This is a genomic window from Streptococcus sp. IsoGale021 (assembly GCF_031142795.1).
Taxonomy (GTDB): domain Bacteria; phylum Bacillota; class Bacilli; order Lactobacillales; family Streptococcaceae; genus Streptococcus; species Streptococcus hominis.
This window is the reverse complement of record NZ_JAKZJH010000002.1, coordinates 235956-262144: the sequence shown is the minus strand read 5'-3', so window position 1 is coordinate 262144 and position 26189 is coordinate 235956. Positions and strand designations below refer to the sequence as shown.

Below are 26189 nucleotides of genomic sequence, written 5' to 3'. Positions count from 1 at the left end.
AAATTTGATAAAATAGAAATATCAATTCAAAGGATGAGGAAATGACAAAGAAAATTGTAGCTATTTGGGCGCAAGATGAGAATGGCTTGATTGGGCGAAACAACACATTGCCCTGGCATTTACCAGCTGATCTCAAGCATTTTAAAGAAATGACAACTGGGCAGGCTATTTTAATGGGGCGAGTGACTTTTGATGGGATGAACCGCAGAGTATTGCCCAATCGTACTACGATTATTTTAACGAGAGACAAATCCTATCAGGCAGAGAATGAGCGAGTTCTGGTGTTTCATGATGTTGACTCGGTTATGAAATGGTATGAGACTCAGGAAAAAACTCTTTATATTATCGGCGGTGGTCAGATTTTTTCTGCGTTCGAGCCCTTAATAGATGAATTAGTTATTACCCGTATTCATGCTCGTTTACAAGGTGATACTTATTTCCCGAAAGATTTTGATATGACGAAATTTCAGGAGTTGTCTCATCAGTTTCATGCCAAAGATGAAAAGAATGAGTATGACTTTACTGTCACAACCTTTCAGAGAAAGGAGTCGTAATGGAACGTAGTATTTTCGGATTTTTTACGGCTCTTTTATGTATCGTTTGTGTTATGGCGGCAACGCAAGCTTTTCGTAAAAAACGGTATGGATTGTCAGTGCTCTTTTGGCTGAATGCTTTTACAAATTTGGTGAATAGTATTCATGCTTTTTATATGACCTTATTTAAATGAGAAAAAAGAATAAACAACGAATAGAATTGGAGTGAAAAATGCCTACAAATCGTACGAACGAAATGATGGTTTATTGTTCTTTTTGTGGTAAAAGCCAAGAAGAAGTGCAAAAGATCATCGCAGGAAATAATGCCTTTATTTGTAATGAATGTGTGGAATTAGCACAAGAAATCATCAGAGAGGAACTAGCAGAAGAAGTGCTGGCAGACTTGTCAGAAGTGCCAAAACCACAAGAACTACTCAATATTTTGAATCACTATGTGATTGGACAAGACCGTGCTAAGCGTGCTTTGGCTGTGGCTGTCTACAATCACTATAAACGCATCAATTTTCATGATAATCGTGAAGATGAGGAAGATGTCGAATTGCAGAAATCCAATATCCTTATGATTGGTCCAACTGGTTCTGGCAAGACCTTCCTCGCTCAAACCTTGGCAAGAAGTCTGAATGTTCCTTTTGCGATTGCAGATGCGACAGCTTTGACAGAAGCTGGGTATGTCGGAGAAGATGTTGAGAATATTCTCTTGAAACTCTTGCAAGCAGCAGATTTCAATATTGAGCGTGCTGAACGTGGTATCATCTATGTAGATGAGATTGACAAAATTGCGAAGAAAAGCGAGAATGTCTCTATTACTCGTGATGTGTCTGGTGAAGGTGTTCAGCAAGCGCTTCTCAAGATTATTGAAGGGACTGTAGCTAGTGTACCTCCGCAAGGCGGCCGCAAGCATCCTCAACAAGAGATGATTCAAGTAGATACGAAAAATATTCTCTTTATCGTCGGTGGTGCATTTGACGGTATTGAAGAAATTGTCAAACAACGGCTAGGCGAAAAAATTATCGGTTTTGGTCAAAACAACAAGGCCATTGATGAAGCTGGTTCTTATATGCAAGAAATCATCTCTGAAGATATTCAAAAATTTGGCTTGATTCCTGAATTGATTGGTCGTTTGTCTGTGTTTGCAGCGCTTGAGCCTTTAACAGTTGATGATTTGGTGCGAATCCTTCGCGAACCAAAGAATGCTTTAGTGAAGCAATATCAGACTCTTCTTTCTTATGATGATGTCAAATTGGAGTTTGATGATGATGCTCTTCAGGAAATCGCTAACAAGGCCATTGAACGCAAGACAGGTGCGCGTGGATTACGTTCGATTATCGAGGAAACTATGATGGATGTCATGTTTGAAGTTCCAAGTCAAGAAAATGTGAAACTGGTACGGATTACTAAGGAAGCAGTTGACGGAACGGATAAGCCGATTTTAGAAACAGCATAAAGAGGTGTGCAATGGAAATTAACACACACAATGCAGAAATTTTGCTAAGTGCAGCAAATAAATCTCATTATCCGCAAGACGAGATTCCTGAAATTGCCCTTGCAGGACGATCCAATGTTGGAAAATCTTCCTTTATCAATACATTGTTAAATCGAAAAAATCTAGCTCGAACTTCTGGCAAGCCAGGAAAAACGCAATTGCTGAATTTCTTCAATATTGATGACAAACTTCGTTTTGTGGATGTCCCAGGATATGGCTATGCTAAAGTTTCTAAGACAGAACGAGCGAAGTGGGGCAAGATGATCGAGGAATATCTGACGAGCAGGGAAAATCTCAGAGCAGTTGTCAGTCTAGTGGATTTTCGGCATGAGCCAAGTGCAGACGATGTACAAATGTACGAATTTCTCAAATATTATGAAATACCAGTCATTGTTGTAGCCACGAAAGCTGACAAAGTTCCACGCGGCAAATGGAACAAGCATGAATCAGTCATTAAGAAAAAGTTAGATTTTGATAAAAATGATGATTTTATTATTTTTTCATCTGTTAATAAAGATGGTTTAGATACAGCTTGGGATGCGATTTTGGAAAAAATTTAGGAATTGAAGAAAAACTGAGAATCATTTTCTCGGTTTTTTATAATGAATCTGTCACCAAATTGTAACTAAGAGCTGGGAATTTTATGTTATAATCAAAATATATTATACTGGAGAATAAGCTATGAGAAAGAAAAAATTGAAAAAAAGAATTTTAACAGTTCTAGCTTTGGCGGTCGCCGCTTTATTGGTTAGTGCAGTTTTGTCCAAGCAAGTTCACCCAGCTAGTGCCAATGATGAGACTTACCAACGTCCGTTAACTCAAACAGAGGTGTTCATTTCACAAATTGGTGAAACGGCTCGTCAATTAGGACAAGAGAATGATTTGTATGCTTCGGTTATGATTGCACAAGCCATTCTGGAAAGCAATTCTGGACGTTCTGCTTTATCAGCCGCTCCTCATCATAATTTATTTGGCATCAAAGGACAGTATGCTGGTCAGTCAGCCACAATGGCTACACTAGAAGATGACGGGCAAGGAAATACTTATAATGTCAATGCAGAATTTAGATCCTATCCAAGTTATTTTGAATCTTTACAAGACTATGTGGCGATTTTAAAACATAGCCGCTACACTTATGCTTGGAAGAGTAATACGACCAGCTATATGAATGCGACTGCTGCTTTAACAGGTGTCTATGCAACGGATACAAGCTATAATGTTAAGTTGAATAATTTGATTCAACAGTATAATTTGACACAATACGATGTACCAAATGTGCAAGCAACCAATATTGCAACGACTAACAAAGTCTACAATCCTTATCGTCAACAATACACAACACAAGAAGTGTTAGATTTGGATGTTGCTTGGGCAAATCGTCATCAATAATATTTTATTTGAAAGAAATTTAGTAGGAGAGAACGACATCGTTCTTCTCCTTTTTATCTGGAATTCATTTAACAAAAATTCTCCTATAAAAATAATTGTATCCGCTAACAAATTACAGAGAAGGCCAGATTATGATAAAATAGAACTAGTTTTGTATAAGAAAAGAGATTTCATGAAAGATTTATTGAAATATTTTAAGGGATATATCAAAGAATCCTTGTTGGGGCCACTTTTTAAATTATTAGAAGCTAGTTTTGAACTATTGGTGCCAATTTTGGTTGCAACAATTGTAGACCAAACAATCCCTAAAAAAGATAGTGCGCATCTTTATACCATGGTCTTTTTACTGGTTGTCCTTGCATCGTTTGGTGTTGTTGTGGCGATTATTGCTCAATATTATTCCTCAAAAGCAGCGGTAGGATTTACACGTCAATTAACTAAAGATTTATATCAAAAAATAATGCGTTTGCCAAAAGCTAGTCGAGATAACTTGACGACATCTAGTCTGGTCACTCGTTTAACAAGTGATACTTATCAAATTCAGACCGGTATCAATCAATTTCTTCGTCTTTTTTTGCGCGCGCCGATTATTGTTTTTGGCTCGATTATCATGGCATTTTTGATTAGTCCAAGTATTACACTGTGGTTCTTACTCATGGTTGTCATCCTAACAGGTATTATCTATATCATGTCACGCTTGGTAAATCCGCTGTACGCTAAAATTCGCCAGATTACAGATAAAATTGTCAATATGACACGCCAACAACTGCAAGGTATGCGTGTTATTCGTGCCTTTGGGCAAACAAATAAAGAAATTCATGGGTTTAGAGATACCAATGAAATTTATAAGACCTGGCAGATAAAAACAGGAGTTTGGTCTAGCTTGATTAGCCCGTTGACTTTTTTAGTGGTAAATAGCACGTTAGTCATGGTTATTTGGCATGGGAATCTAGCTATTGGACAGGATTTGCTGACGCAAGGGAAATTAGTCGCTTTAGTCAATTACCTTTTGCAAATTTTGATAGAACTGTTGAAACTAGCCATGCTCGTCACTTCTTTGAACCAAAGTTACATCAGCGCTGGACGAATCCAAGAGGTTTTTGAACAGGAAGAGGAAGATGTACTAGCAGAACTGTCAATACGGCATTCTGTTGGTGCTCAATCTATTTCTGCTGAAAATGTTACCTTTACCTATCCACAAGCTGCTAGTCCAGCTTTGGAAAATATTTCGTTTGATGTACTATCTGGTCAGACTTTGGGAGTGATTGGTGGAACAGGCTCAGGAAAATCAACCTTGGTGCAGCTCTTAGCGCATTTGTATACGATTGATACTGGTCAGTTGGCTATTTTCAAAAATGGTCGAAGCCCTAGAAACCTTGAAGAGTGGCGCACTTGGATGAGTTTGGTGCCACAAAAAGCAGAATTGTTCCGCGGTACGATTCGCTCAAATTTATTGCTGGGTTTGGAAGACAAGGTGACGGATGAACAACTTTGGTGGGCTCTTGATATTGCGCAGGCTAGTGACTTTGTACAGGAAAAAGAAGGTCAGCTAGATGCAGTAGTAGAAGCTTTTGGTCGGAATTTTTCCGGTGGTCAACGCCAACGGTTGACGATTGCGCGCGCTATTTTACAAAAAGCACCTTTTCTGGTGCTGGATGATTCCACTTCGGCACTTGATTATTTAACAGAAGCTAAACTATTGCAAGCGATTAAAGAGCAGTTAAAGAACACAAGTTTGATTTTAATTTCACAGCGAACCAATAGCTTGCGTGCAGCTGATCAGATACTTGTCTTGGACAAGGGTCGGCAGGTCGCTCTTGGAAAACATGAAGATTTGCTTCAAACGAGCGCTATTTATCGAGAAATTCATCTCTCACAACATAGTAAGGAGGAAAAGCATGAAAACGAGGTATTCTAAAAGTGGTCTGAAACGCCTTGCAAGTGATTTGTTGCAACAGCGCTGGCTTTTCCTACTAGCTACAATTGGAACAATTGTTCAGGTTGCTTTGACCATTTATTTGCCAATTTTGATTGGAAATGCAGTTGACAGCGTTCTACTTCCTGATGCAAATCAGCATTTGCTTCCAATTCTCTCGAAAATGGGTATGGTGATTGTTGCCAATACAGCGATTCAATGGCTCAATCCTTTAATCTATAATCAGTTGATTTATAGTTATAGTCAGAAACTTCGGGATGCGGTCATTCAAAAAATTCATCGACTTCCCTTGGCTTATCTTGATCGTCAAGGGAGTGGTGATTTAGTGAGTCGATTGACGACGGACGTGGAGCAGTTAAATAATGGTCTGCTCATGGTCTTCAATCAGTTTTTTGTAGGCGTGTTGACTATTCTTGTAACGATTGTGACAATGGCAAAGATTGACTTTTTCATGATGATGTTAGTCTTGCTTTTAACTCCCTTATCTATGCTGATTGCGCGTTTTATTGCCCGTAAAAGTTACAAGCTGTTTCAAAAACAAACAACAGCTCGAGGGCTGCAGACGCAGCTCATTGAAGAAAGTTTCTCTCAAGAAAGTTTGATTCACAGTTTCAATGCCCAAGAGCAATTCATTACGGATTTTACAAAGGGCAATGAGAGCTATGCGGACTATTCTCAGGATGCTATCTTTTATTCCTCTACTGTCAATCCAGCGACGCGCTTCGTGAATGCTCTTATTTATGCCATTGTTGTTGGATTTGGTGCGGTTCGTATCATTAATGGCTCTAGTTTCACAGTTGGACAATTAGTGACATTCTTAAATTATGTCAACCAATACACCAAACCATTCAACGATATTTCGTCTGTTATGGCTGAATTACAAAGTGCCCTTGCTTGTGCAGAGCGCCTGTACATGATTTTAGATGAAAAAGAAGTTGTAGAAACTGGAAAAGAAGAACTCACGAGTGAAGCAGTACAGGGTGCGGTTCATTTTGAGCACGTCCGTTTTGGTTATGAAAAAGATAAACCCTTGATTCACGATTTAAACATGACCGTTCCAGCAGGAAGCAAAGTTGCTATTGTCGGGCCAACTGGTGCTGGAAAATCGACTTTAATCAATCTCCTCATGCGTTTTTATAATGTAGATGCGGGTAAGATTAAGTTAGACGACAGAGATATTACAGATTACACCAGAGTCTCATTTCGCCAGCAGTTTGGTATGGTTTTACAAGAAACATGGCTGAAGACGGGGACAATTCATGAAAATATTGCTTTTGGGCGACCAGAGGCTAGCCGAGAAGAAGTAATTGCAGCAGCTAAAGCTGCTAATGCTCATTTCTTTATTCAGCAATTGCCACATGGCTACGATACTTATCTAGCAGATGCAGGAGATTCTTTGTCACAAGGACAACGGCAGTTATTGACCATTGCGCGTGTTTTTCTAGCGGTTCCTAAAATCCTGATTTTGGATGAGGCAACATCCTCTATTGATACGCGGACTGAAGTGCTCATTCAAGAGGCTTTTAATAAGCTGATGGTAGGAAGAACCAGTTTTATCATTGCTCATCGCTTGTCTACCATTCAGAATGCAGATATCATTTTAGTGTTGGTTGACGGAGATATTGTGGAACATGGCAGTCATCAAGAGCTGATGCGAGCACAAGGCGTTTATTACCAAATGCAGACAGCTCAAGGGAACTTGGCTGTTTAAGATCGACTAGGAGAACAAACTTATAGCTGTTCTTTGCGGACTGGCTCTATTCCTGTCTCAGTCAAGCGATAGATTTTCTGACAAACTTCTTTGAGAAAGGTGCGGTCATGTGAAACGGTAATGATAGCGCCGTTATAATCTGTAAAAAGTTTTCGTACTTGTGGCTGAGAAGTGGGAGAAAAGTTGCGTGTCGGCTCATCTAGCAACAAGACATTTGCTTGATCTAATACCATTTTTAGAAGCAGTAATTTAGCTTTTTGTCCACCAGATAGCTGGGAAATAGAATGTTGCACTTCATTGCGCGTGAATTGCAGACTGGCTAGGTGGGTGAGGATTTTTTCTCGCTCAATACCCTCTCTTGTGGATGTTAGAAAATCTATTGGAGAGTCGACTTCGTTTAAACTATCAGGATAGATTTGAGGCATATACCCTAGCGTAATGCCTTTTTTCTTTTGCAATAGGTTTCGTAGTTCTTTGAGAAAAGTAGATTTTCCGGCACCATTTTCACCAATAATCCCAATCTTTTCCTGCCCTAAGAGTTCAAAATTTATATTTTGGGCTAAAGTGCGCTCTCCTACCTTCAAACACATTTGCTCGAGAGTGACTACTCTTTTTGTAGATGGCAGAGGAGTGATAGCAGGAAATTTCAGATTGATAGCATCTGCCTGTATTGGCAATTCTGTCAGTTCAGACGCTTCTCTCTCAATTCGTTTGCCCTGTGAGAGGACGTTTTTCATTTTTTTAGCCACTAATCTCCCAGCCGTGCTATCATGAGTGTTGCGCAGCACGTGCTCCACACTTTGTTTGACGCGGCGATGTTTTTCCATTGTTTTTTGATATTCTTCTCGTTCTTTTTTTGCATCTTTAGTTTGCTTTTCAAATGCGGTCTGTCTTTGCTGGCTGTAATTTTCATAATCAAGATTCTGTACGGTCGTCCGAGCTTTTTGCTTTTTCTTAACCAATTCCAAATGCACGATTTTTGTTGCTGCATGACTTAAAAGACTTTCATCATGTGAAACAAACATGACTGTTTGAGGTGTATTTTGCAAAAAATTCTCCAGCCAAATCATAGTATCGATGTCTAAATCATTAGAAGGTTCATCTAAAAAGAGAATGTCCCAATTTGTAGAGAGGATTTTTAAAAGCTGCACTTTTAATGTTTCACCACCGGATAAAGTGGCTATTGTTTGCTGACTAGTAAAACGTTCGCTATCAAAATGTAATTCTTGAGCAAAGCGGTAAAGTTTGCTGTAATCTAAGTCTACGTTCAAATCGCCAAAGAAGTAATCGTTGAGGGAGAGCCTTCTTTCATTTTCAGGCAAAGTTTGCGGCAAATAAGCATAATGACTATAGCTTTTCTGAATCTCTCCGGTATAGCTAATATAATCTGAAACAAATCTTTCATCCATAAGTAGTTTTAGAAGGGTCGATTTTCCATTTCCTTCTTCTCCGATAATGCCGGCTTTATCGCCTGCATTGACAGTAAGTGATAAATCGCTAACTAAGTCTTTCAAATCTTTTAAATGGGTAATAGTTAAATGTCGAATTTGTAGCATACAAGTCTCCTTTTGATGTTCATTGTCATTTTAGAGCTAAGAAAAACAGCCCTATTTATCTAGTAGAGCTGTTCTTGTTTTTGGATTGCCAACAAACATTACAAAACGGAGTAGTTTGCAACGAATATATTTATCATTGAGAAGTTTGAAAAAATTTTCTTTTATGAAAAATAGGCAAGAGCATAACAAAAAATCTACTAGATAAAGTTTCCTTTAAGCAATAGATTTCTTGTACATAAACTCCTTACCTCCGAATTTTACTGATTTTAGTGTAGCAAAAAAGGCGTTAAATGTCAAAAGAGTACCGAGAAAAAAGTTTGTCACCAACAATAAATTGAATATAAATGCAAAAAAGAGTTTGGGACAAAAAGATTTTAATTTTTAAAAATCTTAATTATTAAGCCCTTCTAATCTATAATTAAATGCGAAAAGCGAACAAAGCAGAATTCTGATTATCAGAAAACTAGTTTTGTTCGCTTTTTATATTTGAGGTCGGACTTTTGTCCCAGCCTCTAAAGTAGTATTACACATTCAAGACTTTGTCCAAGAAGTCTTTGAGGCGTGGGTGTTGTGGATTGTCAAAGATTTGGTCGGGTTTGCCGTCTTCTAAGAATTCTCCGTCAGCTGTGAAGATGACACGGTTGGCTACTTGACGAGCAAATCCCATTTCATGAGTCACGATAATCATGGTCATGCCTTGCTTGGCCAATTCTTTCATAACATTGAGAACATCTCCAACCATTTCGGGATCAAGAGCAGAAGTAGGTTCGTCAAAGAGCATAATATCAGGATTCATAGCAAGTCCACGTGCAATCGCCACACGTTGTTTTTGTCCACCTGAGAGACTGTCTGGCATGGCATCAGCTTTATCAGAGAGACCGACTTTTTCTAATAATTCCATACCAAGTTTATCTGCTTCAGCTTGTGTCATCCGTTTATGCTCGACAGGAGCAAAGGTGATATTTTCCAAAACTGTCATGTGAGGGAAGAGATTGAAGTGTTGGAAAACCATGCCGATATTTTCACGAACCAAGTCGACATCTGTTTTTTTGTCAGTTAGGTCGAAACCGTCCACGGTAATAGAGCCGCTTGTAACTTCTTCAAGCAGGTTTAGGCTACGTAGAAAAGTTGATTTTCCAGAGCCAGAGGGGCCGATGATGCAGACCACATCTCCTTCGTAGAATTTCGTTGTGATTCCTTTTAGGACTTCATTTTCCCCATAGTATTTATGCAAATCATTGACATCAATTTTTAATTTAGCCATTATTTAATCCTCTTTTCTAAGCGTTTTGCAAGTCTCGTTAAAAGAGTGATGATAATCAAGTAAAAGACTGCTAGGATGGCATACATTTTGAAGCTTTGATAGTTACGAGCAATGATGATTTTACCTGTTTGGAAAAGCTCAACAAGACCGATAGCAGAGACGATTGTAGTATCTTTCAAAGCGATAACAAACTGATTGACGAAGTTTGGTAACATGATTTTTGTTGCTTGTGGCAGAATAATCTTTCTCATTGTCTTGGAATAAGAAATACCAAGACTGCGACTGGCTTCCATTTGTCCAGCTGGAACAGCTTGAATCCCACCACGGACAATTTCTGCAATATAAGCACCTGCATTGAGAGAAAGAGCAATTGTACCAGCTACAAAATCGTTAATCGGACTTTGATGCCCTGTCATTGATTCAATGAGATTTGGAATGCCCCAGAAGATAAAGGCTGCGAGAATCATAAGTGGGATTCCACGGATGACATCCACGAAGATTTCTGAGATGACGCGGAGGGCTTTGACGGGACTCACGCTAAACATTCCAAAGATGATGCCGATGACCATAGCAATAGCAAATGACAGAAGCGCAAGAGCAATGGTGATACCAAGTCCGCTTAACAATTGTTTATAGTTGTTTTGGAGAAGCCCCCAAATGGTTGTTTCATCAACTGTACTGTCTGAAGAGCTAGAAGCAGAGCTAGTCTTTTTCAAATATTTATCAAGAATTTTTTGATATTGACCGTTCTTTTTAATATTTGCCAAACCATTGTTAAACATTTGGATCAATTCAGGATTACTACCTTTTTTCACTGCAAAAGCAGTATCTCCGATAGGGGTTCCCTTGATTGGAGTTTTTAGTTTTTGACCTTGACTAATGGAATATTTGACAACAGGTTCATCGTCCATAACGGCGTCCACAGAGCCAGAGTTTAAACTGTCATACATAGAAGAAGCGTCAGCGAATGTCTTGATTTTATAGCCATACTTGTTTTGATTTTCTGTTAAGAAGGTTTGCGAAGCAGTACCATTTTTAACGCCGACTGTTTTGCCTTTCAAGTCTTTATATGAAGCAATTGTGCTAGATTCTTTAACAGCAAGGATTGCATTTGCAGTATAATATGGTTCTGAGAAATCAAAGGTCTCTTTACGAGCATCTGTCACAGACATTCCTGCAATCATTCCATCAGCTTGTCCAGATTGTACAGCATTTAAAGCGGCATCAAATCCGGGATTTGTGATTTCAATTGTGAAACCTTGGTCTTTGGCAATGGCTTTTATCAAATCCATGTCAATCCCAGTATATTTATTGTTGCTGTCTTGGAAGACGAATGGTGCAAAGGAAGAGTCACTCGCAATGGTATATGTTGATTTTACAGGAGTAGCTTTTTGACCAGCAGGAGTAGTGGTTTCAGGAGTAGAACTAGTTGTTTTCGTAGTTGTAGAACTTGTCCATTTTGTGATGATTTTGTCAAGAGAACCATCTTTTTTCATTTGAGCAAGTGCTTCGTTAAATTCTGTTATCAGATATTCATACTTGCTTCCCTTTTTGACACCAAAAGCAAAACTACCAACAGCCTCTCCTTTTATAGAGATTTTTAAATTTTGACCTTGTTTAATAGCATACTCAATGACTGGTTGGTCGTCCATCATGGCATCAATCGAACCAGAATTCAAGCTGTTGTAAGTCAAATCAGTTGTGTCAAATGTTTTGATAGTAAATTTGTATTTGTTTTTGATTTTTTCTAGAAAGCGTTGAGAGGCAGTTCCGTTTTTAACCCCAACAGTTTTCCCTTTTAATTGGGAATAACTTCTGATTGTATTGGCTTTAGTTGTTGCAATGACAACTTTTGTATCATAATAAGTATCAGACATAGTGAAGACTTTTTCGCGATCTTTGGTCTTTGTCATGCCAGCCATGATAGCATCTGCTTGACCAGACTGAACAGCGTTAACGGCTGCGTCAAAGCCAGGGAAAGTCATATTGATGTCCCAACCTTTTAGTTCAGCAACTTTATTGATGATATCTACATCAATACCTTTATAAGTTTGATCGGAATCTTTAAATTCAAAAGGTGCGTAAGCTGTATCAGATACTACTTTGATTGTATCAGCATGAATGCTTGTTGCTGCAAAGAGTGGTAGTAAAGCTAACAAAAAAGTTATGATTTTTTTCTTCATGAGTCTCTCCTTTAAAGAATATTTTTAAATTATACCAAAAATATCTTTAAAATACAAATATTTTGTATTTTCATGTTAGATTTTATAACATATACGAAAATTTCTTTTTTGATTTGCGTAAAATAAATATGATATAATAATAAAAAATAGAAAGGGAATTTTATGTTTAAATTTCGTATGCTTGATAATGTGAAACAGTCCCGTTACATTCCACCTATTTGGTTGGCAGTTATTCTCTCGATTGTTTTTGTTTATGGAGGTGAAATTGTCGGCGGGCTTGCATTGGTCCCAATTTCGATACTGCTGGGTCTTGTGTTTGGCCTTGTTCATTCTGGGGCAGGCTTTGTAATGATACAAGAACTGATATCGCATTATATGATTTTCATTCAACTCTTCCTCTTTTTCTTTATTTCTTTGGCTCTCTTTCTTTGGGTGAAATGCGTTGAAAAAAGACCTTTTTCAAGTCTTGGTTTTTTTAAGGAAAATTGGTTTAAAGAATTAGGAAAAGGTTTTTTGATTGGAGCGGCACAGTTTTCTCTCATAGTTGTCTTACTTTTGATGACAGGTGTAGGTAGGTTAGAACTCAACCATCTTAGTTTGGAGCCATTTCTCTTTATCATCGCCCTGATTCCGTTTTGGATGTTACAAGGAGGAACAGAAGAACTGGTGACGCGTGGTTGGCTATTTCCGACAGTTACTGCCAAGTCAAATATTTTGGTCGGTATTTTAATCTCTGCTAACCTATTTGGTGCTCTCCATTTACTAAATCCTGGTGTGACGCTTCTTTCGATTGTCAATATTATTCTCGATGGTGCTTTTGCTTGTTTTTACATGCTAAAAACTGACAATATGTGGGGGCTGGCTGGTATTCACGGTGCTTGGAATTTTGTTCAAGGTAACATTTATGGTATTCAGGTCAGTGGTCAGGGAGCAGAAACTTCCGTCTTTGCTTACAATACGAAATCCAACGTAGATTGGCTTTCGGGTGGGGCTTTTGGAGCAGAAGGATCTATTTTCACCAGTCTGGTGTTAATTCTCAGCATTTTCTATCTGTATTGGTCTCTTAAAAAAGAAGATAAATTACCAGCAGCATTACAATTTAGAAAATCAAATCTCACTTAGTTTTACTAGGTGGGCTTCTTATTATCCTAAGTCAGTGATATTTTTAGAAATATGATAAAATAAGAGAAGATTGTATAGAGGAAAAGAATAATGATAAATAGAATTACGGACAATAAATTTAAACTGGTTTCTAAGTATGAGCCCTCAGGAGATCAACCACAGGCGATTGAGCAATTAGTGGATAATATAGAGGGTGGTGAGAAAGCTCAGATTCTCATGGGAGCGACAGGAACTGGGAAGACCTATACTATGAGTCAGGTTATTCAAAAGGTTAATAAACCGACCTTAGTCATCGCTCATAATAAAACTCTGGCAGGTCAGCTTTATGGGGAATTTAAGGAATTTTTCCCTGACAATGCGGTCGAATACTTTGTGTCTTACTATGATTACTATCAACCGGAAGCCTATGTGCCTTCCAGTGATACCTATATTGAGAAGGACAGCTCTGTCAATGATGAGATTGACAAGCTTCGTCACTCAGCAACCTCGGCTCTCTTGGAACGCAACGATGTGATTGTAGTGGCGTCAGTCAGCTGCATTTATGGTCTGGGTTCACCTAAGGAATACTCCGATAGCGTGGTCAGTCTGCGACCTGGTTTGGAGATTTCACGGGATAAACTTCTCAATGATTTGGTGGATATCCAGTTTGAGCGTAATGATATTGATTTTCAGCGGGGAAAATTCCGTGTGCGTGGTGATGTAGTAGAAATTTTTCCGGCTTCTCGCGATGAACATGCCTTTCGGGTGGAATTTTTCGGAGATGAAATTGACCGTATTCGAGAAGTAGAAGCGTTGACGGGACAAGTTTTGGGTGAAGTGGATCATTTAGCCATTTTTCCTGCTACTCACTTTATGACAAATGACGAAAATATGGAGATTGCCATTGCCAAGATTCAAGCGGAATTAGAAGAACAACTAGCCTTTTTTGAAAAGGAAGGGAAACTTTTAGAAGCTCAGCGGCTGAAACAAAGAACTGACTATGATATTGAAATGCTGCGCGAAATGGGCTACACGAATGGCGTAGAGAATTATTCTCGCCATATGGACGGACGGAGCGAAGGTGAGCCACCTTACACTTTACTAGATTTCTTCCCTGATGATTTTTTAATCATGGTGGACGAAAGTCATATGACGATGGGGCAAATCAAGGGTATGTATAATGGTGACCGCTCACGGAAGGAGATGTTGGTTAATTATGGATTTCGCTTGCCTTCTGCCTTGGATAACCGCCCGCTGCGTCGGGAGGAGTTTGAAAGTCATGTTCATCAGATTGTCTATGTATCTGCGACACCGGGCGACTATGAGCGGGAGCAGACGGATACAGTGATTGAGCAGATTATTCGACCAACTGGTCTGCTGGATCCAGAAGTAGAAGTGCGTCCGACTATGGGACAAATAGATGATCTTTTAGGCGAAATCAATGCGCGTGCAGAGAAGAATGAGCGGACCTTTATCACGACGTTGACTAAAAAGATTGCAGAAGATCTGACGGATTACTTTAAAGAAATGGGTGTTAAGGTCAAATACATGCACTCAGATATCAAGACCTTAGAGCGGACAGAAATTATCCGCGACCTGCGGTTAGGTGTCTTTGATGTTTTAGTCGGAATTAACCTGTTGCGTGAGGGAATTGATGTGCCAGAGGTTAGTCTGGTTGCCATTCTTGATGCAGACAAGGAAGGTTTCTTACGTAATGAGCGTGGTTTGATCCAAACTATTGGTCGGGCTGCCCGCAACAGTGAGGGTCATGTCATCATGTATGCGGACACGGTGACTGACTCCATGCAGAAGGCTATGGACGAGACCGCTCGCCGTCGTCAAATTCAGATGGCTTATAATGAAGAACATGGTATTGTACCGCAAACAATCCAGAAAGAAATTCGTGACCTAATCAGTGTAACCAAATCTGTCCTGCCAGACAAAGAAGAAATTGTCGAAATCGAAAGCCTCAACAAGCAAGAGCGCAAGGATATGATCAAGAAACTAGAAGGTCAGATGCAAGAAGCTGCAGGACTTCTCGACTTCGAACTGGCTGCACAGATTCGCGATATGATTTTAGATATAAAGGCAGTGGATTAGAAAGACAAACAAAGCAAGAAGGGAAGAAGAATGCGTTATATTCTCTTACTTCGCGGCATCAATGTCGGTGGGAAAAAAAACAAGGTTATCATGTCTGATTTGAAGGCCGATTTGGCGGAGCTGGGCTTTGAGAACCCTATCTCCTACATCAACAGTGGCAATCTCTTTTTTGACAGTCAGGAGCACGAGGAAAAGATTAGGACGATTTTGACGGCTTATTTCAGTTAATCCTATGACTTTCCAATCCCTTTTGTCCTGCTCGGCTCTGCTATTCTCTAAGAAGAAGTGGCAAAACTGTCTGCTTGGTGGCAGGATGAGGCAGCCTATCGGCGCGATGTCCTCTTTTACCTGCTGGAAGCCAGTCGCGAGCAGATAGAGGGGCGGGGAGCTGCTGCATTTCGGTCAGATAGCCTTCTTTTACAGAAATAGCGATCAGGCTGACTATCTCAAGTCCAACTACCACAAGAAGCTACTCAAATCTAGCTTTTACAAGTCTTTGACTATTCGCAATGGGAAAACCTTTCAGAAAATTTTGGAGTTGGCAGATACTAGTTAAAGAGGCATTATTTTGTTTTTTTGGAAAACTAATGACAAATTGTTAATGAATATATATGTTTGAATAAAGAAAAAGAGTTTTTACTTTTATTTTCATCATGCTGAAAACATTCAATAGATAGGAGAATTTATGATTGAATTTAAGAATGTTACAAAAGTGTACGATGACAAGATAGCGTTGAATCATCTGAATTTAACGCTTCAGAGTGGAGAAATTGTAGGATTAATTGGACACAATGGTGCTGGAAAATCAACAACGATTAAATCATTGGTTAGTGTGATTAATCCAACGCATGGTCAGATTTTTGTGGATGGCAAGGAATTAGCAGCTAATCGGTTGGAAATCAAGAAGAAAATTGGTTATGTAGCTGATTCGCCAGATTTGTTTTTACGTCTGACAGCAAATGAATTCTGGGAATTGGTTGGAACTTCTTATGATATGAGTCCTTCAGATTATGAGAAACGTTTAACGGATCTACTGGAATTATTTGATTTTACAGCTCATCGCTATGAAGTTATTGAATCGTTTTCACATGGAATGCGACAAAAAGTATTTGTCATTGGTGCTCTTTTGTCTGATCCAGATATCTGGGTGTTGGATGAGCCTTTAACTGGTTTGGATCCGCAGGCGGCTTTTGACCTTAAGCAAATGATGCGAGAGCATGCAGATAAAGGGAATACTGTTTTGTTCTCAACCCATGTTTTAGAAGTGGCAGAGCAATTGTGTGACCGTATTGCCATTCTCAAAAAGGGAGAATTGTTGTTTTACGGTACGATTGAGGAATTGAAAGGTCAACATCCTGAAAAATCATTAGAAAGTATTTACCTCAGTTTGGCTGGTCGTAGAGAAGAGGTGAGTCCTGATGCGTCTTAAAGCGATTCGATCCCTCATTCATGCAAATATCATTTATACGACGCAATCAACTAGGCTTTCTAGTTATCGTAAAAAACAGCAAAAAAATCCAAAGAAAAAAGGAAATGTTGCTAGAAATCTAGTGATGAACTATCTCTACGTTGGAATTTTGTATGCTTGTATATTTGGTGTACAGGGTGCTTTTTTACCGCTTGCTCAAAATCCAGGGCTGTTTTCGAATTTTGTCAGCATCTTTTATCTTTTCATCTTTGCACAGGGATTTCTTTCCTTTTACAATGTTTTTTATGAAAGTAAAGACTTGCAAGCTTACCGACCTTATGCCTTTAGTGAGAGCGAAATTATGGTTGGGAAAGGATTTTCTGTTCTTTTAACTACTTTAATGGGAGTGTTTCCCATTGTTATTTACTTTATTGGTTTGCAAATGCAATCAGGTCAACCAATCTGGCTTGCAATCCCTATTCTGCTTATTTCGTTAGGAGTACTGTTTTCGACACTTATTTTCCTTCTTTTGGTTGGTGTTCATTTTATTACAAAAACAACTATTTTTAGGAAATACAAAAAACTTGCCTCTAATATTTTATTGGCTCTTGCTACAATAATGGCTTTTGGTGCGATTTTATTGGTGAATTTGCAAAATAACTCTAACGTTAAAAACGCAATATTGCAGGATCAACCTGCTTATTTTCCGCCAATGACGATTTTTCATGATTTCAGTATGCAACCTTTTGCTTTGAATTCCTTGCTGGGAATGGGAGCTTGGGTAGTCGTAGCTGCTATATTATTTATAATTGTTAAGCGAAAGGTTTTACCAGAATTTTATGAAGCTGCAATGACCACAACAGCAACGGTCAATAGACAAAAACGAACGAAAATTTTCAAGATGAATGGACTTAGGAACTTTCCGCAGTTTGTGTTGCGCTATCAATTAAACCTAATCAGTGATGGCTCCGTCTTATTACAAACTCTTTTGATGCCTAGTGTGTTACCTTATTTTATTCTAATTCCGTTAATGGCTAGTTTTATGCAGTATCGTGAAATGATTTCTCCTTATTTGACAACCAGATTTGCTTTTCCACTGATGTTGATAGCAACATTTGTAGCAAGTTTAAATACAGGTGGAGCAAATTTAACAGGAATTGGCATTTCACTTGAACGTGAAAATTATGATTATTTGAAAGTATTACCTTTTGATATGGCACGTTATCTTAAACTTAAGTTTTGGAATTTATTTGTCATTCAATCCATTTTACCATTCATTTTATTGACAATTTTTTCCTTTGTTGTCGGCGTGCAACCAGTTGCTATTGTCTTGATGATTGTAGCTTGGACATTGACCTGTTTAGCATGGAGTGCATGGGGATATCATCGTGATAAACGCCTACAAGTGACCAATTGGTCAAATGTGACGGAATTATTTAATCGTGAAAATAATTCACTAAAGATGATTTTAGGAATTGTTGCTATGATTATTTACATAATCATTATTGCAATAAGCGCTTATTTCATTCTTGTATCACCAGATTTAGTGGGCTATTTGTTAGCAGGTACTTTTCTGATTGCTCTTGCAATGATGGCATTTTTACTGACAAATTATTATTTGAAAAAAGTTCAAACTGAAGTAGAAAATTAAGCTGAAAATTTTTGAATATTTACTATGTTTTTATTGCTTAGCAAGAATATATTGATAAGAGATCTATGTATTTTAGTGTGTGCTTTGAAACATCTATATACTAAATTTATGCTATAATAAATGCTATGTATACCAAACCAACTTCTGCCTATGTACACATTCCGTTTTGTACTCAAATTTGTTATTATTGTGATTTCTCTAAGGTCTTTATCAAAAATCAGCCAGTTGACGCCTACTTAGAGCACTTGCTTCAAGAATATACTTCTTATGATATAAAGCATTTACAGACGCTTTATATCGGTGGTGGGACACCGACAGCTCTTTCAGCGAAGCAGCTGGAGTTTTTATTGGCAGAGCTGACGAAAAAGCTGGATTTGTCATTGTTAGAAGAATTGACTATTGAAGCTAATCCAGGAGATTTGGATCCGGATAAGATTGCTGTTTTAAAAGATTCGGCTGTTAACCGAGTGTCTTTGGGTGTTCAGACTTTTGACAATCGCATGCTCAAGCAAATTGGGCGTAGCCATTTAGAGAAAGATATTTATGAAAATATCACTAATCTGAAGTTCGCTGGTTTTGATAATATCTCTATTGATTTGATCTATGCACTGCCCAAGCAGACCATGGACAACGTGCGGGAAAATGTGGCCAAGGCCATTGCACTAGATATCCCTCACATGAGTCTTTATAGCTTAATTCTAGAAAATCACACGGTTTTTATGAACCGGATGCGGCGTGGAAAGCTGCCTTTACCGAAGGAGGACTTGGAAGCAGAGATGTTTGAGTATATCATTGAGGAGTTGGAAAAAGCTGGGTTTGAACACTATGAGATTTCTAACTTTTCTAAACCAGGTTTTGAGAGTCAACACAATCTCATGTACTGGGATAATGCGGAATATTTTGGTATTGGGGCAGGGGCTTCTGGTTATGTCAATGGGGTTCGCTACAAGAATCATGGTCCGATTCGTCATTATTTAGAGGCGGTTGAAAAAGGCAATGCGCGTGTGAATGAAGAACATCTGAGTAAGCAAGAGATGATGGAAGAAGAAATGTTTCTGGGCTTGCGCAAAAAGTCAGGTGTTTCTAAAAAGCGTTTTGAAGAAAAATTTGGCATTTCTTTTGAGCAGCAGTACGGTCATGTAGTAACTGAACTTATTGAGCAAGGACTCTTAGTACCTGACAAAGAAATCGTTCGTATGACTAAAAAGGGTCTATTTTTGGGTGATACGGTCGCAGAGAAATTTATATTGGAGTAAATTATGGGTTTAACTTATCAAACGAAAATGAAAATTCCGTTTGACATGGCGGATATGAATGGTCATATCAAGTTGCCTGCTGTCATTTTGCTGTCCTTACAGGTATCAGGTTTGCAGTCTATTGACTTGGGGATTAGCGACCAGTATATGCTGGAGAAATACAATCTGGTCTGGATTATTACTGACTATGATATCGATGTGGTACGGCTGCCTAAATTTGGTGAAGAAATGACGATTGAAACAGAAGCGCTTTCCTATAATCGTCTCTTTTGTTATCGTCGTTTTACCGTTTTTGATGAAAATGATGTTGCCGTGATTGAAATGATGGCTACCTTTGTTCTTATGGACAGAGACAGTCGAAAAGTGCATGCTGTAGAGCCAAAGATTGTCGCACCTTATGAAGCAGAATTTTCTAAAAAGTTGATTCGTGGTCCAAAATATCCAGAACTGAAAGATTCGACCAGTAAAGATTATCATGTTCGGTTTTATGATTTAGACATGAATGGTCATGTCAACAACAGCAAGTATTTGGACTGGATTTTTGAAGTTATGGGAGCTGATTTTCTCATGAAATACGTTCCCAAAAAAGTTCACCTCAAGTATGTCAAGGAAGTACGACCTGGTGGGCAGATTACCTCTAGCTATGATTTGAATGGATTAGAGAGCAATCATCAGATTTCCAGCGATGGTGATACCAATGCACAAGCTATGGTAACTTGGCAAGAAATTTCATAAGAGAAACAATAGAAAGAGAAGTATGACCTACAAAGGATATTTAATTGATTTAGACGGAACGATTTATAAAGGAAAAGACCGTATTCCTACGGGTGAAGCTTTTGTCCATGAATTACAACGACGCAACATTCCATATTTATTTGTGACGAACAATACAACACGTACTCCTGAGACTGTTCAAACAATGCTAGCGGAACAATTCAATGTTGAAACGCCGATTGAAACGATTTATACAGCGACTTTAGCAACGGTTGACTACTTAAATGATAAAAATCTAGGCAAGAAAGTCTATGTTATCGGTGATGTCGGACTTAAGCAAGCCATTGCAGAAGCTGGCTATGTCGAAGATACTGATAACCCAGATTATGTAGTTGTTGGATTGGACTGGGAAGTGGACTATGAAAAATTGTCAATTGCTACTTTAGCTATTCAAAAGGGAGCTCATTTCGTAGGAACCAATCCAGATCTTAATATTCCGACAGAGCGCGGTCTCATGCCTGGAGCAGGATCGATTATTACTCTCATTGAAGTAGCAACTCGTGTGAAACCTGTTTATATCGGGAAGCCAAATGCAATTATCATGGAAAAGGCGGTTGAGCATCTAGGACTACCACGCGAGGAAGTGATAATGGTTGGGGATAATTACCTGACGGACATTCGGGCTGGGATTGACAATGGTATCCCTACGCTTCTGGTGACAACTGGCTTTACGAAACCAGAAGAAGTGCCAGGCTTGCCAATCCAACCAGATTATGTACTTTCTAGCCTAGCGGAGTGGGATTTTGATGCGCACTAAACTGACCTTTTGGCTGAGTATGCTCTGCTTTTTAGCAACAGCCATTTTGTTGACCATTTATCTGACTTGGCTGTTTTATCCTTTGGAAATTTCTTGGTTGCATTTAGAAAATCAAGTTTACCTCAAATCTGCAACCATTCAGCACAATTTCAATGTTTTGATGAATTACCTAACCAATCCATTTCAGCAAAAGCTCTCCATGCCTGATTTTCGCTCATCAGCAGCAGGTCTGCACCATTTTCAAGTCGTGAAATATCTTTTTCATCTGGCGCAAGTTGCTTTTCTAGCAACCTTACCAGCGGTTTGTTTGTTTGTAAAAAACATTATAAAAAAAAGCTATCTATCTGTCTTTTCAAAGGCGATTTTAGCTATTATTTGGTTGCCTATTGTAATTGCTGGTGTGGCGCTGGGGATTGGCTTTGATGCGTTTTTCACTCTCTTTCATCAGATTTTATTTGCTGGGGATAATACTTGGTTGTTTGACCCTGCTAAAGATCCTGTTATTTGGATATTGCCAGAAGAATTTTTCCTCCACGTCTTTCTTTTGTTTTTTGTTCTTTATGAAATCTTTGCTGTGGGGCTATACCTGTGGAGTCGAAAAAGCTATTTGAAGAAGGAGGGAAACTGATGCTAGTCAATCAGCAAGTACGAAAAGATATTGGTTTGTTCTCTGCTTTATGTCTACTGTATGTGGTCGTAATGGCAATGATTGGTCTGATTTATCAAACGATTGTAACCTTGTTTCAAGCGATTCGTTATTCCGGAAATCTTGAGAGAATCCAAAAAGCAACGGAAAGTTTTATGTCACGCGATGGCAGCTATTATCTAATTGCTGTTTGTGCAGGAGTATTTATCTTTTGGTTGTATCGGGACGGAAAATTATTTAAGTCTGATTTACGAACGCAGAAAAGGGTCATGACGCCAAAAACGTTTGGGATAGTTTTATCATTCTTACTTCTGGGTCAATTAGGTTTTGTACTCTTTAATCAAATATTCGAAGCAGTGTTGAATATCTTTGGATTTAGCTTATTTAAAGCCATTGAATCAGCTTCCGCAGGCTCAGATAGTGTAACGATGTTTTTGTATGCAGGTTTTTTCGGTCCTGTTTCAGAAGAATTGATTTTTCGCGGGGCAGGCTTACGAACATTTGAAAAATATGGAAAAGTCTTTGCGATTTTGATGTCTTCCCTCATATTTGGTTTATTTCATGGAAATATCCCGCAGTTCTTTTTTGCAGCTTTTGTTGGAATTATCTTCTCTTATGTGACCTTGGAGTATTCAATTCTCTGGGCAATGGTTTTCCACGTTTTTAATAACTTGGTCATCGGAGATGGTTTAACTTATTTGTATTCGTTTTTGCCGGACGATATAGGTGGTCTCTTACACTTATTTATCCTGCTAGTCGGTGCAAGTGTCGCAGTAATTTTCCTGATTAAAAACAAAGCAGACATAAAAATGTATGTACAAGAAAATCGTTCATTTCCAGGGGCCTATAGGCAAGCTTTTCGTTCTGTTTGGTTCTGGATTTTTACAATCTTCATGTTTTTAACATCTTTGACCTTGATAAGTCATTTGTGAAAGAAGATTTTTGAAAGGACTTTCAACTTTCTTTCATTTATGATAAAATAAAGGTAACAAAAGAGGAGCGTGTCAATCATGGAACAAACATTTTTTATTATAAAACCAGACGGCGTAAAACGTGGCTTGGTTGGAGAAGTACTGAAGCGCGTAGAACAACGTGGTTATAAAATCGAACGTTTGGAAATGAGAACCAATGTTTCAAATGAGTTAATTGATCAGCATTATGAAGCCCTATTAACGAAAGATTTTTATCCTTCAATCCGTGATTATATGACAAGCGGACCTGTGATTATCGGTGTTTTATCGGGAAGCCAAGTAATTTCAGGTTGGCGTCACATGATGGGTGCTACTCGTCCGGAAGAAGCTCTACCGGGAACTATTCGCGGAGATTTTGCACAAGCAGCTGAAGCTGGTGAAACGATTCAAAATGTTGTTCATGGTTCAGATTCTGAAGAATCTGCCAAACGGGAAATTGCGCTTTGGTTTGGTAATCATTAAAACATAGTAGTATAAATTCGAGAGAGTACAGATAGCGATTGCTTTTGTTCTCTCTTTTTTACTATCCGAATTGTACTGGGTGTGTTATAATAAAAAGGAATTGGAAATGTTTTAATATACTGAAAATTGATTGTTTTATCAAGGAGGAGATATGTCAGACAAACAAATTCATTTGGTTATCGTGACGGGAATGAGTGGAGCGGGAAAGACCGTAGCCATCCAGTCTTTTGAAGATTTGGGCTATTTTACGATTGATAATATGCCCCCCACGCTGGTTCCTAAATTTTTGCAGTTAATCGAAACAACGCAAGACAACGACAAGATTGCTATGGTTGTAGATATGCGTAGTCGTTCCTTCTTTTCTGAGATTCAGAAAGTTCTAGATGAGATTGAAAGTAACGCTGGACTTGATTTTAAGATTTTGTTTTTAGATGCGGCAGATACAGAATTAGTTGCACGTTACAAGGAAACGCGGCGTAGCCACCCCTTAGCAGCAGACGGTCGTATTTTAGACGGTATCAAGCTAGAACGTGAGTTACTAGCACCGTTGAAAAACATGAGTCAAAACGTGGTAGATACGACCGAATTAACACCGCGCGGGTTGCGTAAAACCATTTCTGAACATTTTTCAGATCCAACGAAACTCCAATCGTTTCGCATTGAAGTGGTGAGTTTTGGCTTTAAATATGGTCTTCCGCTAGATGCCGACCTTGTCTTTGATGTGCGTTTTTTACCAAATCCATATTACCAACCAGAACTTCGCAATCAAACAGGACTTGATAAACCAGTTTATGATTATGTGATGAATCATACGGAGTCAGAAGAATTTTATCAGCACTTAGTGGCTCTTATCAAACCGATTTTACCGGGCTACAAAAAAGAGGGGAAATCTGTTTTAACAATTGCGGTTGGTTGTACAGGCGGTCAACACAGAAGCGTAGCTTTTGCACAACGTCTAGCAGATGATTTGGCAAGCGAATGGACCGTTCACTCATCACATCGAGACAAAGACCGCAGAAAGGAAACGGTGAATCGTTCATGAGGAGACCAAAGATAGCCGTTATCGGTGGTGGTACAGGGATTTCAGTCATTTTGAACAGTTTGCGTAAGAAAGATGTAGACATTGCTGCTATTGTGACGGTCGCTGATGACGGTGGAAGTTCGGGGGAATTGCGAAAAAACATTCAACAATTGACACCGCCCGGTGATTTGCGAAATGTTTTGGTGGCTTTATCGGACATGCCGCGCTTTTATGAAAAAGTTTTTCAATATCGCTTTGCAGATGAAGACGGTGCTTTAGCTGGACATCCACTGGGGAACTTGATTATTGCAGGTATTTCAGAAATGCAAGGGTCGACTTACAACGCTATGCAGCTATTGACTAAGTTTTTCCACACAACTGGCAAAATTTATCCGTCTTGTGATATACCTTTAACGCTTCATGCTGTATTTACTGATGGAAGCGAAGTCGCTGGAGAAAGTCATCTCGCAGAACACCAAGGTATGATTGAACGAGTTTATGTCACCAATACCTATAATGACCAGAAGCCGGTGGCTAGTCGCAAAGTGGTAGAGACGATTTTAGAAAGTGATATGGTTGTTTTGGGACCAGGGTCATTGTTTACCTCTATCTTACCCAATATGATGATTGAAGAAATTGGACAAGCTCTTTTAGAAACAAAGGCGGAAATCGCTTATGTCTGCAATATTATGACCCAGCGTGGTGAAACCGAGCATTTCACAGATAGTGACCACGTGGCTGTTTTGCATCGACATTTAGGAAAACGATTTATTGATACTGTTTTGGTGAATATTGAGGAAGTTCCTCAAGAGTATATGAATTCTAATAAATTTGATGAGTATTTGGTGCAGGTTGAGCATGATTTTAAAGGTTTGAAAGAGCAAGTACCTCGTGTCATTTCGTCTAATTTTCTTCGCTTGGAAAATGGCGGAGCTTTTCATGATGGTGAATCAGTCGTCGATGAACTTATGCAGATTATACAGGTGCGCAAATGAGTTTTACCATTAAAGTGAAAGAAGAACTGCTTGGCCTAGGCAAAAAAGATAAAACGGAATTATCGGCTATCATTAAGATGTCAGGCAGTTTAGGAATTTCTAGTCAAGGCTTAACATTATCTGTTACGACAGAAAATGCAAAAATCGCTCGTCACATTTATGAATTGTTGGCAGCTTTTTATCAAGTCAAATCGGATATTCGTCATCATCAAAAAGCGAATCTTCGGAAAAATCGTGTTTATACTGTTTTTTTAGACGAAGGTGTGGAACAAATTTTAGCTGATTTACACTTGGCAGACTCCTTTTTTGGGATTGAAGCAGGCATTGACCAAGCTATTTTATCAGATGATGAAGCGAGCCGATCGTATTTACGAGGAGCCTTTTTATCCACGGGCAGTATGCGTGATCCAGATTCTGGGAAATATCAACTGGAAATCTTGTCGGTCTATTCTGACCATGCGGAAGATTTAGCCGCTTTGATGCGAAAGTTTTTATTGGATGCCAAGACAATTGAGCGCAAAAAAGGCTCAGTAACCTATCTGCAGCGAGCTGAGGACATTATGGACTTTTTGATTGTGATTGGGGCTATGAAAGCAATGACTGAGTTTGAGTCGGTCAAGCTCTTGCGAGAGGCTAGAAATGATCTGAATCGAACGAATAATGCGGAAACGGCGAATATTGCTCGAACGGTGACAGCTAGCATGAAAACCATTCATAACATTAGCAAAATCATTGGCACAGTTGGTTTAGAGAGCTTGCCGGTTGATTTGCAAGAGGTAGCTTATCTGCGTGTCAATCATCCGGATTATTCTATCCAGCAGTTGGCAGAAAGTCTTAGTAAGCCTTTGACGAAAAGTGGTGTCAATCATCGCTTGAGGAAAATCAATAAAATCGCAAATGAGTTGTAGAAAATGCAAAGAAATGGGGATTATATATTATAGGCGGAATCAATTTGAAAATTTCCATTAAAA

Annotated in this window: 23 protein-coding genes and 1 pseudogene; 21 read left to right on the top strand and 3 right to left on the bottom strand. The window is 38.8% G+C overall.

Annotated features, from left to right (window positions below; genetic code table 11):
- Positions 1–41: 41 nt before the first annotated feature.
- The 7 genes from RG565_RS02910 to RG565_RS02880 all read left to right on the top strand — a co-directional run bounded on the left by RG565_RS02910 (position 42) and on the right by RG565_RS02880 (position 7073).
- Positions 42–554: a dihydrofolate reductase gene (locus tag RG565_RS02910; RefSeq protein ID WP_195323166.1), complete on the top strand. Its 513-nt coding sequence runs from the start codon at positions 42–44 to the stop codon at positions 552–554.
- On the top strand, positions 554–727 hold the full coding sequence (locus RG565_RS02905) for a hypothetical protein (protein WP_195323165.1): 174 nt from the start codon (positions 554–556) through the stop codon (positions 725–727). Before RG565_RS02910 ends, RG565_RS02905 begins: the two co-directional genes overlap by 1 nt.
- A gap of 38 nt (positions 728–765) precedes the next feature.
- On the top strand, positions 766–1998 hold the full coding sequence (clpX, locus tag RG565_RS02900) for an ATP-dependent Clp protease ATP-binding subunit ClpX (protein WP_247936681.1): 1233 nt from the start codon (positions 766–768) through the stop codon (positions 1996–1998).
- A gap of 11 nt (positions 1999–2009) precedes the next feature.
- On the top strand, positions 2010–2597 hold the full coding sequence (gene yihA / locus RG565_RS02895) for a ribosome biogenesis GTP-binding protein YihA/YsxC (protein ID WP_247936680.1): 588 nt from the start codon (positions 2010–2012) through the stop codon (positions 2595–2597).
- A gap of 121 nt (positions 2598–2718) precedes the next feature.
- On the top strand, positions 2719–3426 hold the full coding sequence (locus tag RG565_RS02890) for a glucosaminidase domain-containing protein (RefSeq protein WP_247936679.1): 708 nt from the start codon (positions 2719–2721) through the stop codon (positions 3424–3426).
- Between the two features lie 172 nt (positions 3427–3598).
- The gene (locus RG565_RS02885; RefSeq protein WP_247936678.1) at positions 3599–5344 is read left to right on the top strand and encodes an ABC transporter ATP-binding protein; all 1746 of its coding nucleotides are present in this window, start codon (positions 3599–3601) and stop codon (positions 5342–5344) included.
- Positions 5325–7073 (top strand): ABC transporter ATP-binding protein, encoded by a 1749-nt coding sequence (locus RG565_RS02880; RefSeq protein WP_247936677.1) that lies wholly within the window; start codon positions 5325–5327, stop codon positions 7071–7073. The genes RG565_RS02885 and RG565_RS02880 overlap by 20 nt, the downstream gene beginning before the upstream one ends.
- A 20-nt stretch (positions 7074–7093) precedes the next feature.
- On the opposite strand, the gene RG565_RS02875 is transcribed toward RG565_RS02880, so the two are convergent.
- From RG565_RS02875 to RG565_RS02865, 3 genes are all read right to left on the bottom strand, one after another.
- On the bottom strand, positions 7094–8629 hold the full coding sequence (locus tag RG565_RS02875; protein WP_247936676.1) for an ATP-binding cassette domain-containing protein: 1536 nt from the start codon (positions 8627–8629) through the stop codon (positions 7094–7096).
- 523 nt (positions 8630–9152) lie between these two features.
- Entirely contained in the window at positions 9153–9893 is a 741-nt protein-coding gene (locus RG565_RS02870) for an amino acid ABC transporter ATP-binding protein (protein ID WP_003024883.1), read from the bottom strand.
- The gene (locus RG565_RS02865) at positions 9893–12076 is read right to left on the bottom strand and encodes an ABC transporter substrate-binding protein/permease (RefSeq protein WP_070670574.1); all 2184 of its coding nucleotides are present in this window, start codon (positions 12074–12076) and stop codon (positions 9893–9895) included. Before RG565_RS02865 ends, RG565_RS02870 begins: the two co-directional genes overlap by 1 nt.
- Positions 12077–12238: 162 nt before the next feature.
- On the opposite strand from RG565_RS02865, the gene RG565_RS02860 reads away from it, so the two are divergent.
- From RG565_RS02860 to whiA, 14 genes and pseudogenes are all read left to right on the top strand, one after another.
- A complete protein-coding gene (locus RG565_RS02860; RefSeq protein WP_247936675.1) occupies positions 12239–13198 on the top strand; it encodes a CPBP family intramembrane glutamic endopeptidase in 960 nt (319 codons plus the stop codon).
- Positions 13199–13288: 90 nt separating this feature from the next.
- The gene (gene uvrB, locus RG565_RS02855) at positions 13289–15277 is read left to right on the top strand and encodes an excinuclease ABC subunit UvrB (protein WP_070670569.1); all 1989 of its coding nucleotides are present in this window, start codon (positions 13289–13291) and stop codon (positions 15275–15277) included.
- Positions 15278–15307: 30 nt separating this feature from the next.
- Positions 15308–15833 (top strand): annotated as a pseudogene (locus tag RG565_RS02850) (DUF1697 domain-containing protein).
- A gap of 129 nt (positions 15834–15962) precedes the next feature.
- Entirely contained in the window at positions 15963–16706 is a 744-nt protein-coding gene (locus RG565_RS02845) for an ABC transporter ATP-binding protein (RefSeq protein ID WP_070670566.1), read from the top strand.
- On the top strand, positions 16696–18336 hold the full coding sequence (locus tag RG565_RS02840) for a hypothetical protein (RefSeq protein WP_247936674.1): 1641 nt from the start codon (positions 16696–16698) through the stop codon (positions 18334–18336). The genes RG565_RS02845 and RG565_RS02840 overlap by 11 nt, the downstream gene beginning before the upstream one ends.
- A gap of 125 nt (positions 18337–18461) precedes the next feature.
- On the top strand, positions 18462–19592 hold the full coding sequence (gene hemW / locus RG565_RS02835; protein WP_049533881.1) for a radical SAM family heme chaperone HemW: 1131 nt from the start codon (positions 18462–18464) through the stop codon (positions 19590–19592).
- A gap of 3 nt (positions 19593–19595) precedes the next feature.
- Positions 19596–20327 carry an acyl-[acyl-carrier-protein] thioesterase gene (locus tag RG565_RS02830; protein WP_049533884.1) on the top strand — a complete coding sequence of 244 codons (732 nt, stop codon included), beginning with the start codon at positions 19596–19598 and terminating at the stop codon, positions 20325–20327.
- A 22-nt stretch (positions 20328–20349) separates the two neighbouring features.
- Positions 20350–21123 carry a TIGR01457 family HAD-type hydrolase gene (locus RG565_RS02825; protein ID WP_003042013.1) on the top strand — a complete coding sequence of 258 codons (774 nt, stop codon included), beginning with the start codon at positions 20350–20352 and terminating at the stop codon, positions 21121–21123.
- Positions 21113–21751, top strand: a complete 639-nt coding sequence (locus tag RG565_RS02820) for a TIGR01906 family membrane protein (RefSeq protein WP_247936673.1) — start codon at positions 21113–21115, stop codon at positions 21749–21751. The genes RG565_RS02825 and RG565_RS02820 overlap by 11 nt, the downstream gene beginning before the upstream one ends.
- Positions 21751–22701: a CPBP family intramembrane glutamic endopeptidase gene (locus RG565_RS02815; RefSeq protein ID WP_247936672.1), complete on the top strand. Its 951-nt coding sequence runs from the start codon at positions 21751–21753 to the stop codon at positions 22699–22701. Before RG565_RS02820 ends, RG565_RS02815 begins: the two co-directional genes overlap by 1 nt.
- A 78-nt stretch (positions 22702–22779) precedes the next feature.
- Positions 22780–23202, top strand: a complete 423-nt coding sequence (gene ndk / locus RG565_RS02810) for a nucleoside-diphosphate kinase (RefSeq protein ID WP_174721095.1) — start codon at positions 22780–22782, stop codon at positions 23200–23202.
- Positions 23203–23353: 151 nt separating this feature from the next.
- A complete protein-coding gene (rapZ, locus tag RG565_RS02805) occupies positions 23354–24244 on the top strand; it encodes an RNase adapter RapZ (protein ID WP_247936671.1) in 891 nt (296 codons plus the stop codon).
- A complete protein-coding gene (locus RG565_RS02800; protein ID WP_049533887.1) occupies positions 24241–25218 on the top strand; it encodes a YvcK family protein in 978 nt (325 codons plus the stop codon). The genes rapZ and RG565_RS02800 overlap by 4 nt, the downstream gene beginning before the upstream one ends.
- A complete protein-coding gene (gene whiA, locus RG565_RS02795; protein WP_049533888.1) occupies positions 25215–26126 on the top strand; it encodes a DNA-binding protein WhiA in 912 nt (303 codons plus the stop codon). The genes RG565_RS02800 and whiA overlap by 4 nt, the downstream gene beginning before the upstream one ends.
- Positions 26127–26189 lie beyond the last annotated feature (63 nt).

Coding starts and splice junctions, on each gene's coding strand:
- RG565_RS02910 (WP_195323166.1), top strand. CDS start 42: ATGACAAAGAAAATTGTAGCTATTTGGGCGCAAGATGAGAATGGCTTG.
- RG565_RS02905 (WP_195323165.1), top strand. CDS start 554: ATGGAACGTAGTATTTTCGGATTTTTTACGGCTCTTTTATGTATCGTT.
- clpX (WP_247936681.1), top strand. CDS start 766: ATGCCTACAAATCGTACGAACGAAATGATGGTTTATTGTTCTTTTTGT.
- yihA (WP_247936680.1), top strand. CDS start 2,010: ATGGAAATTAACACACACAATGCAGAAATTTTGCTAAGTGCAGCAAAT.
- RG565_RS02890 (WP_247936679.1), top strand. CDS start 2,719: ATGAGAAAGAAAAAATTGAAAAAAAGAATTTTAACAGTTCTAGCTTTG.
- RG565_RS02885 (WP_247936678.1), top strand. CDS start 3,599: ATGAAAGATTTATTGAAATATTTTAAGGGATATATCAAAGAATCCTTG.
- RG565_RS02880 (WP_247936677.1), top strand. CDS start 5,325: ATGAAAACGAGGTATTCTAAAAGTGGTCTGAAACGCCTTGCAAGTGAT.
- RG565_RS02875 (WP_247936676.1), bottom strand. CDS start 8,629: ATGCTACAAATTCGACATTTAACTATTACCCATTTAAAAGATTTGAAA.
- RG565_RS02870 (WP_003024883.1), bottom strand. CDS start 9,893: ATGGCTAAATTAAAAATTGATGTCAATGATTTGCATAAATACTATGGG.
- RG565_RS02865 (WP_070670574.1), bottom strand. CDS start 12,076: ATGAAGAAAAAAATCATAACTTTTTTGTTAGCTTTACTACCACTCTTT.
- RG565_RS02860 (WP_247936675.1), top strand. CDS start 12,239: ATGTTTAAATTTCGTATGCTTGATAATGTGAAACAGTCCCGTTACATT.
- uvrB (WP_070670569.1), top strand. CDS start 13,289: ATGATAAATAGAATTACGGACAATAAATTTAAACTGGTTTCTAAGTAT.
- RG565_RS02845 (WP_070670566.1), top strand. CDS start 15,963: ATGATTGAATTTAAGAATGTTACAAAAGTGTACGATGACAAGATAGCG.
- RG565_RS02840 (WP_247936674.1), top strand. CDS start 16,696: ATGCGTCTTAAAGCGATTCGATCCCTCATTCATGCAAATATCATTTAT.
- hemW (WP_049533881.1), top strand. CDS start 18,462: ATGTATACCAAACCAACTTCTGCCTATGTACACATTCCGTTTTGTACT.
- RG565_RS02830 (WP_049533884.1), top strand. CDS start 19,596: ATGGGTTTAACTTATCAAACGAAAATGAAAATTCCGTTTGACATGGCG.
- RG565_RS02825 (WP_003042013.1), top strand. CDS start 20,350: ATGACCTACAAAGGATATTTAATTGATTTAGACGGAACGATTTATAAA.
- RG565_RS02820 (WP_247936673.1), top strand. CDS start 21,113: ATGCGCACTAAACTGACCTTTTGGCTGAGTATGCTCTGCTTTTTAGCA.
- RG565_RS02815 (WP_247936672.1), top strand. CDS start 21,751: ATGCTAGTCAATCAGCAAGTACGAAAAGATATTGGTTTGTTCTCTGCT.
- ndk (WP_174721095.1), top strand. CDS start 22,780: ATGGAACAAACATTTTTTATTATAAAACCAGACGGCGTAAAACGTGGC.
- rapZ (WP_247936671.1), top strand. CDS start 23,354: ATGTCAGACAAACAAATTCATTTGGTTATCGTGACGGGAATGAGTGGA.
- RG565_RS02800 (WP_049533887.1), top strand. CDS start 24,241: ATGAGGAGACCAAAGATAGCCGTTATCGGTGGTGGTACAGGGATTTCA.
- whiA (WP_049533888.1), top strand. CDS start 25,215: ATGAGTTTTACCATTAAAGTGAAAGAAGAACTGCTTGGCCTAGGCAAA.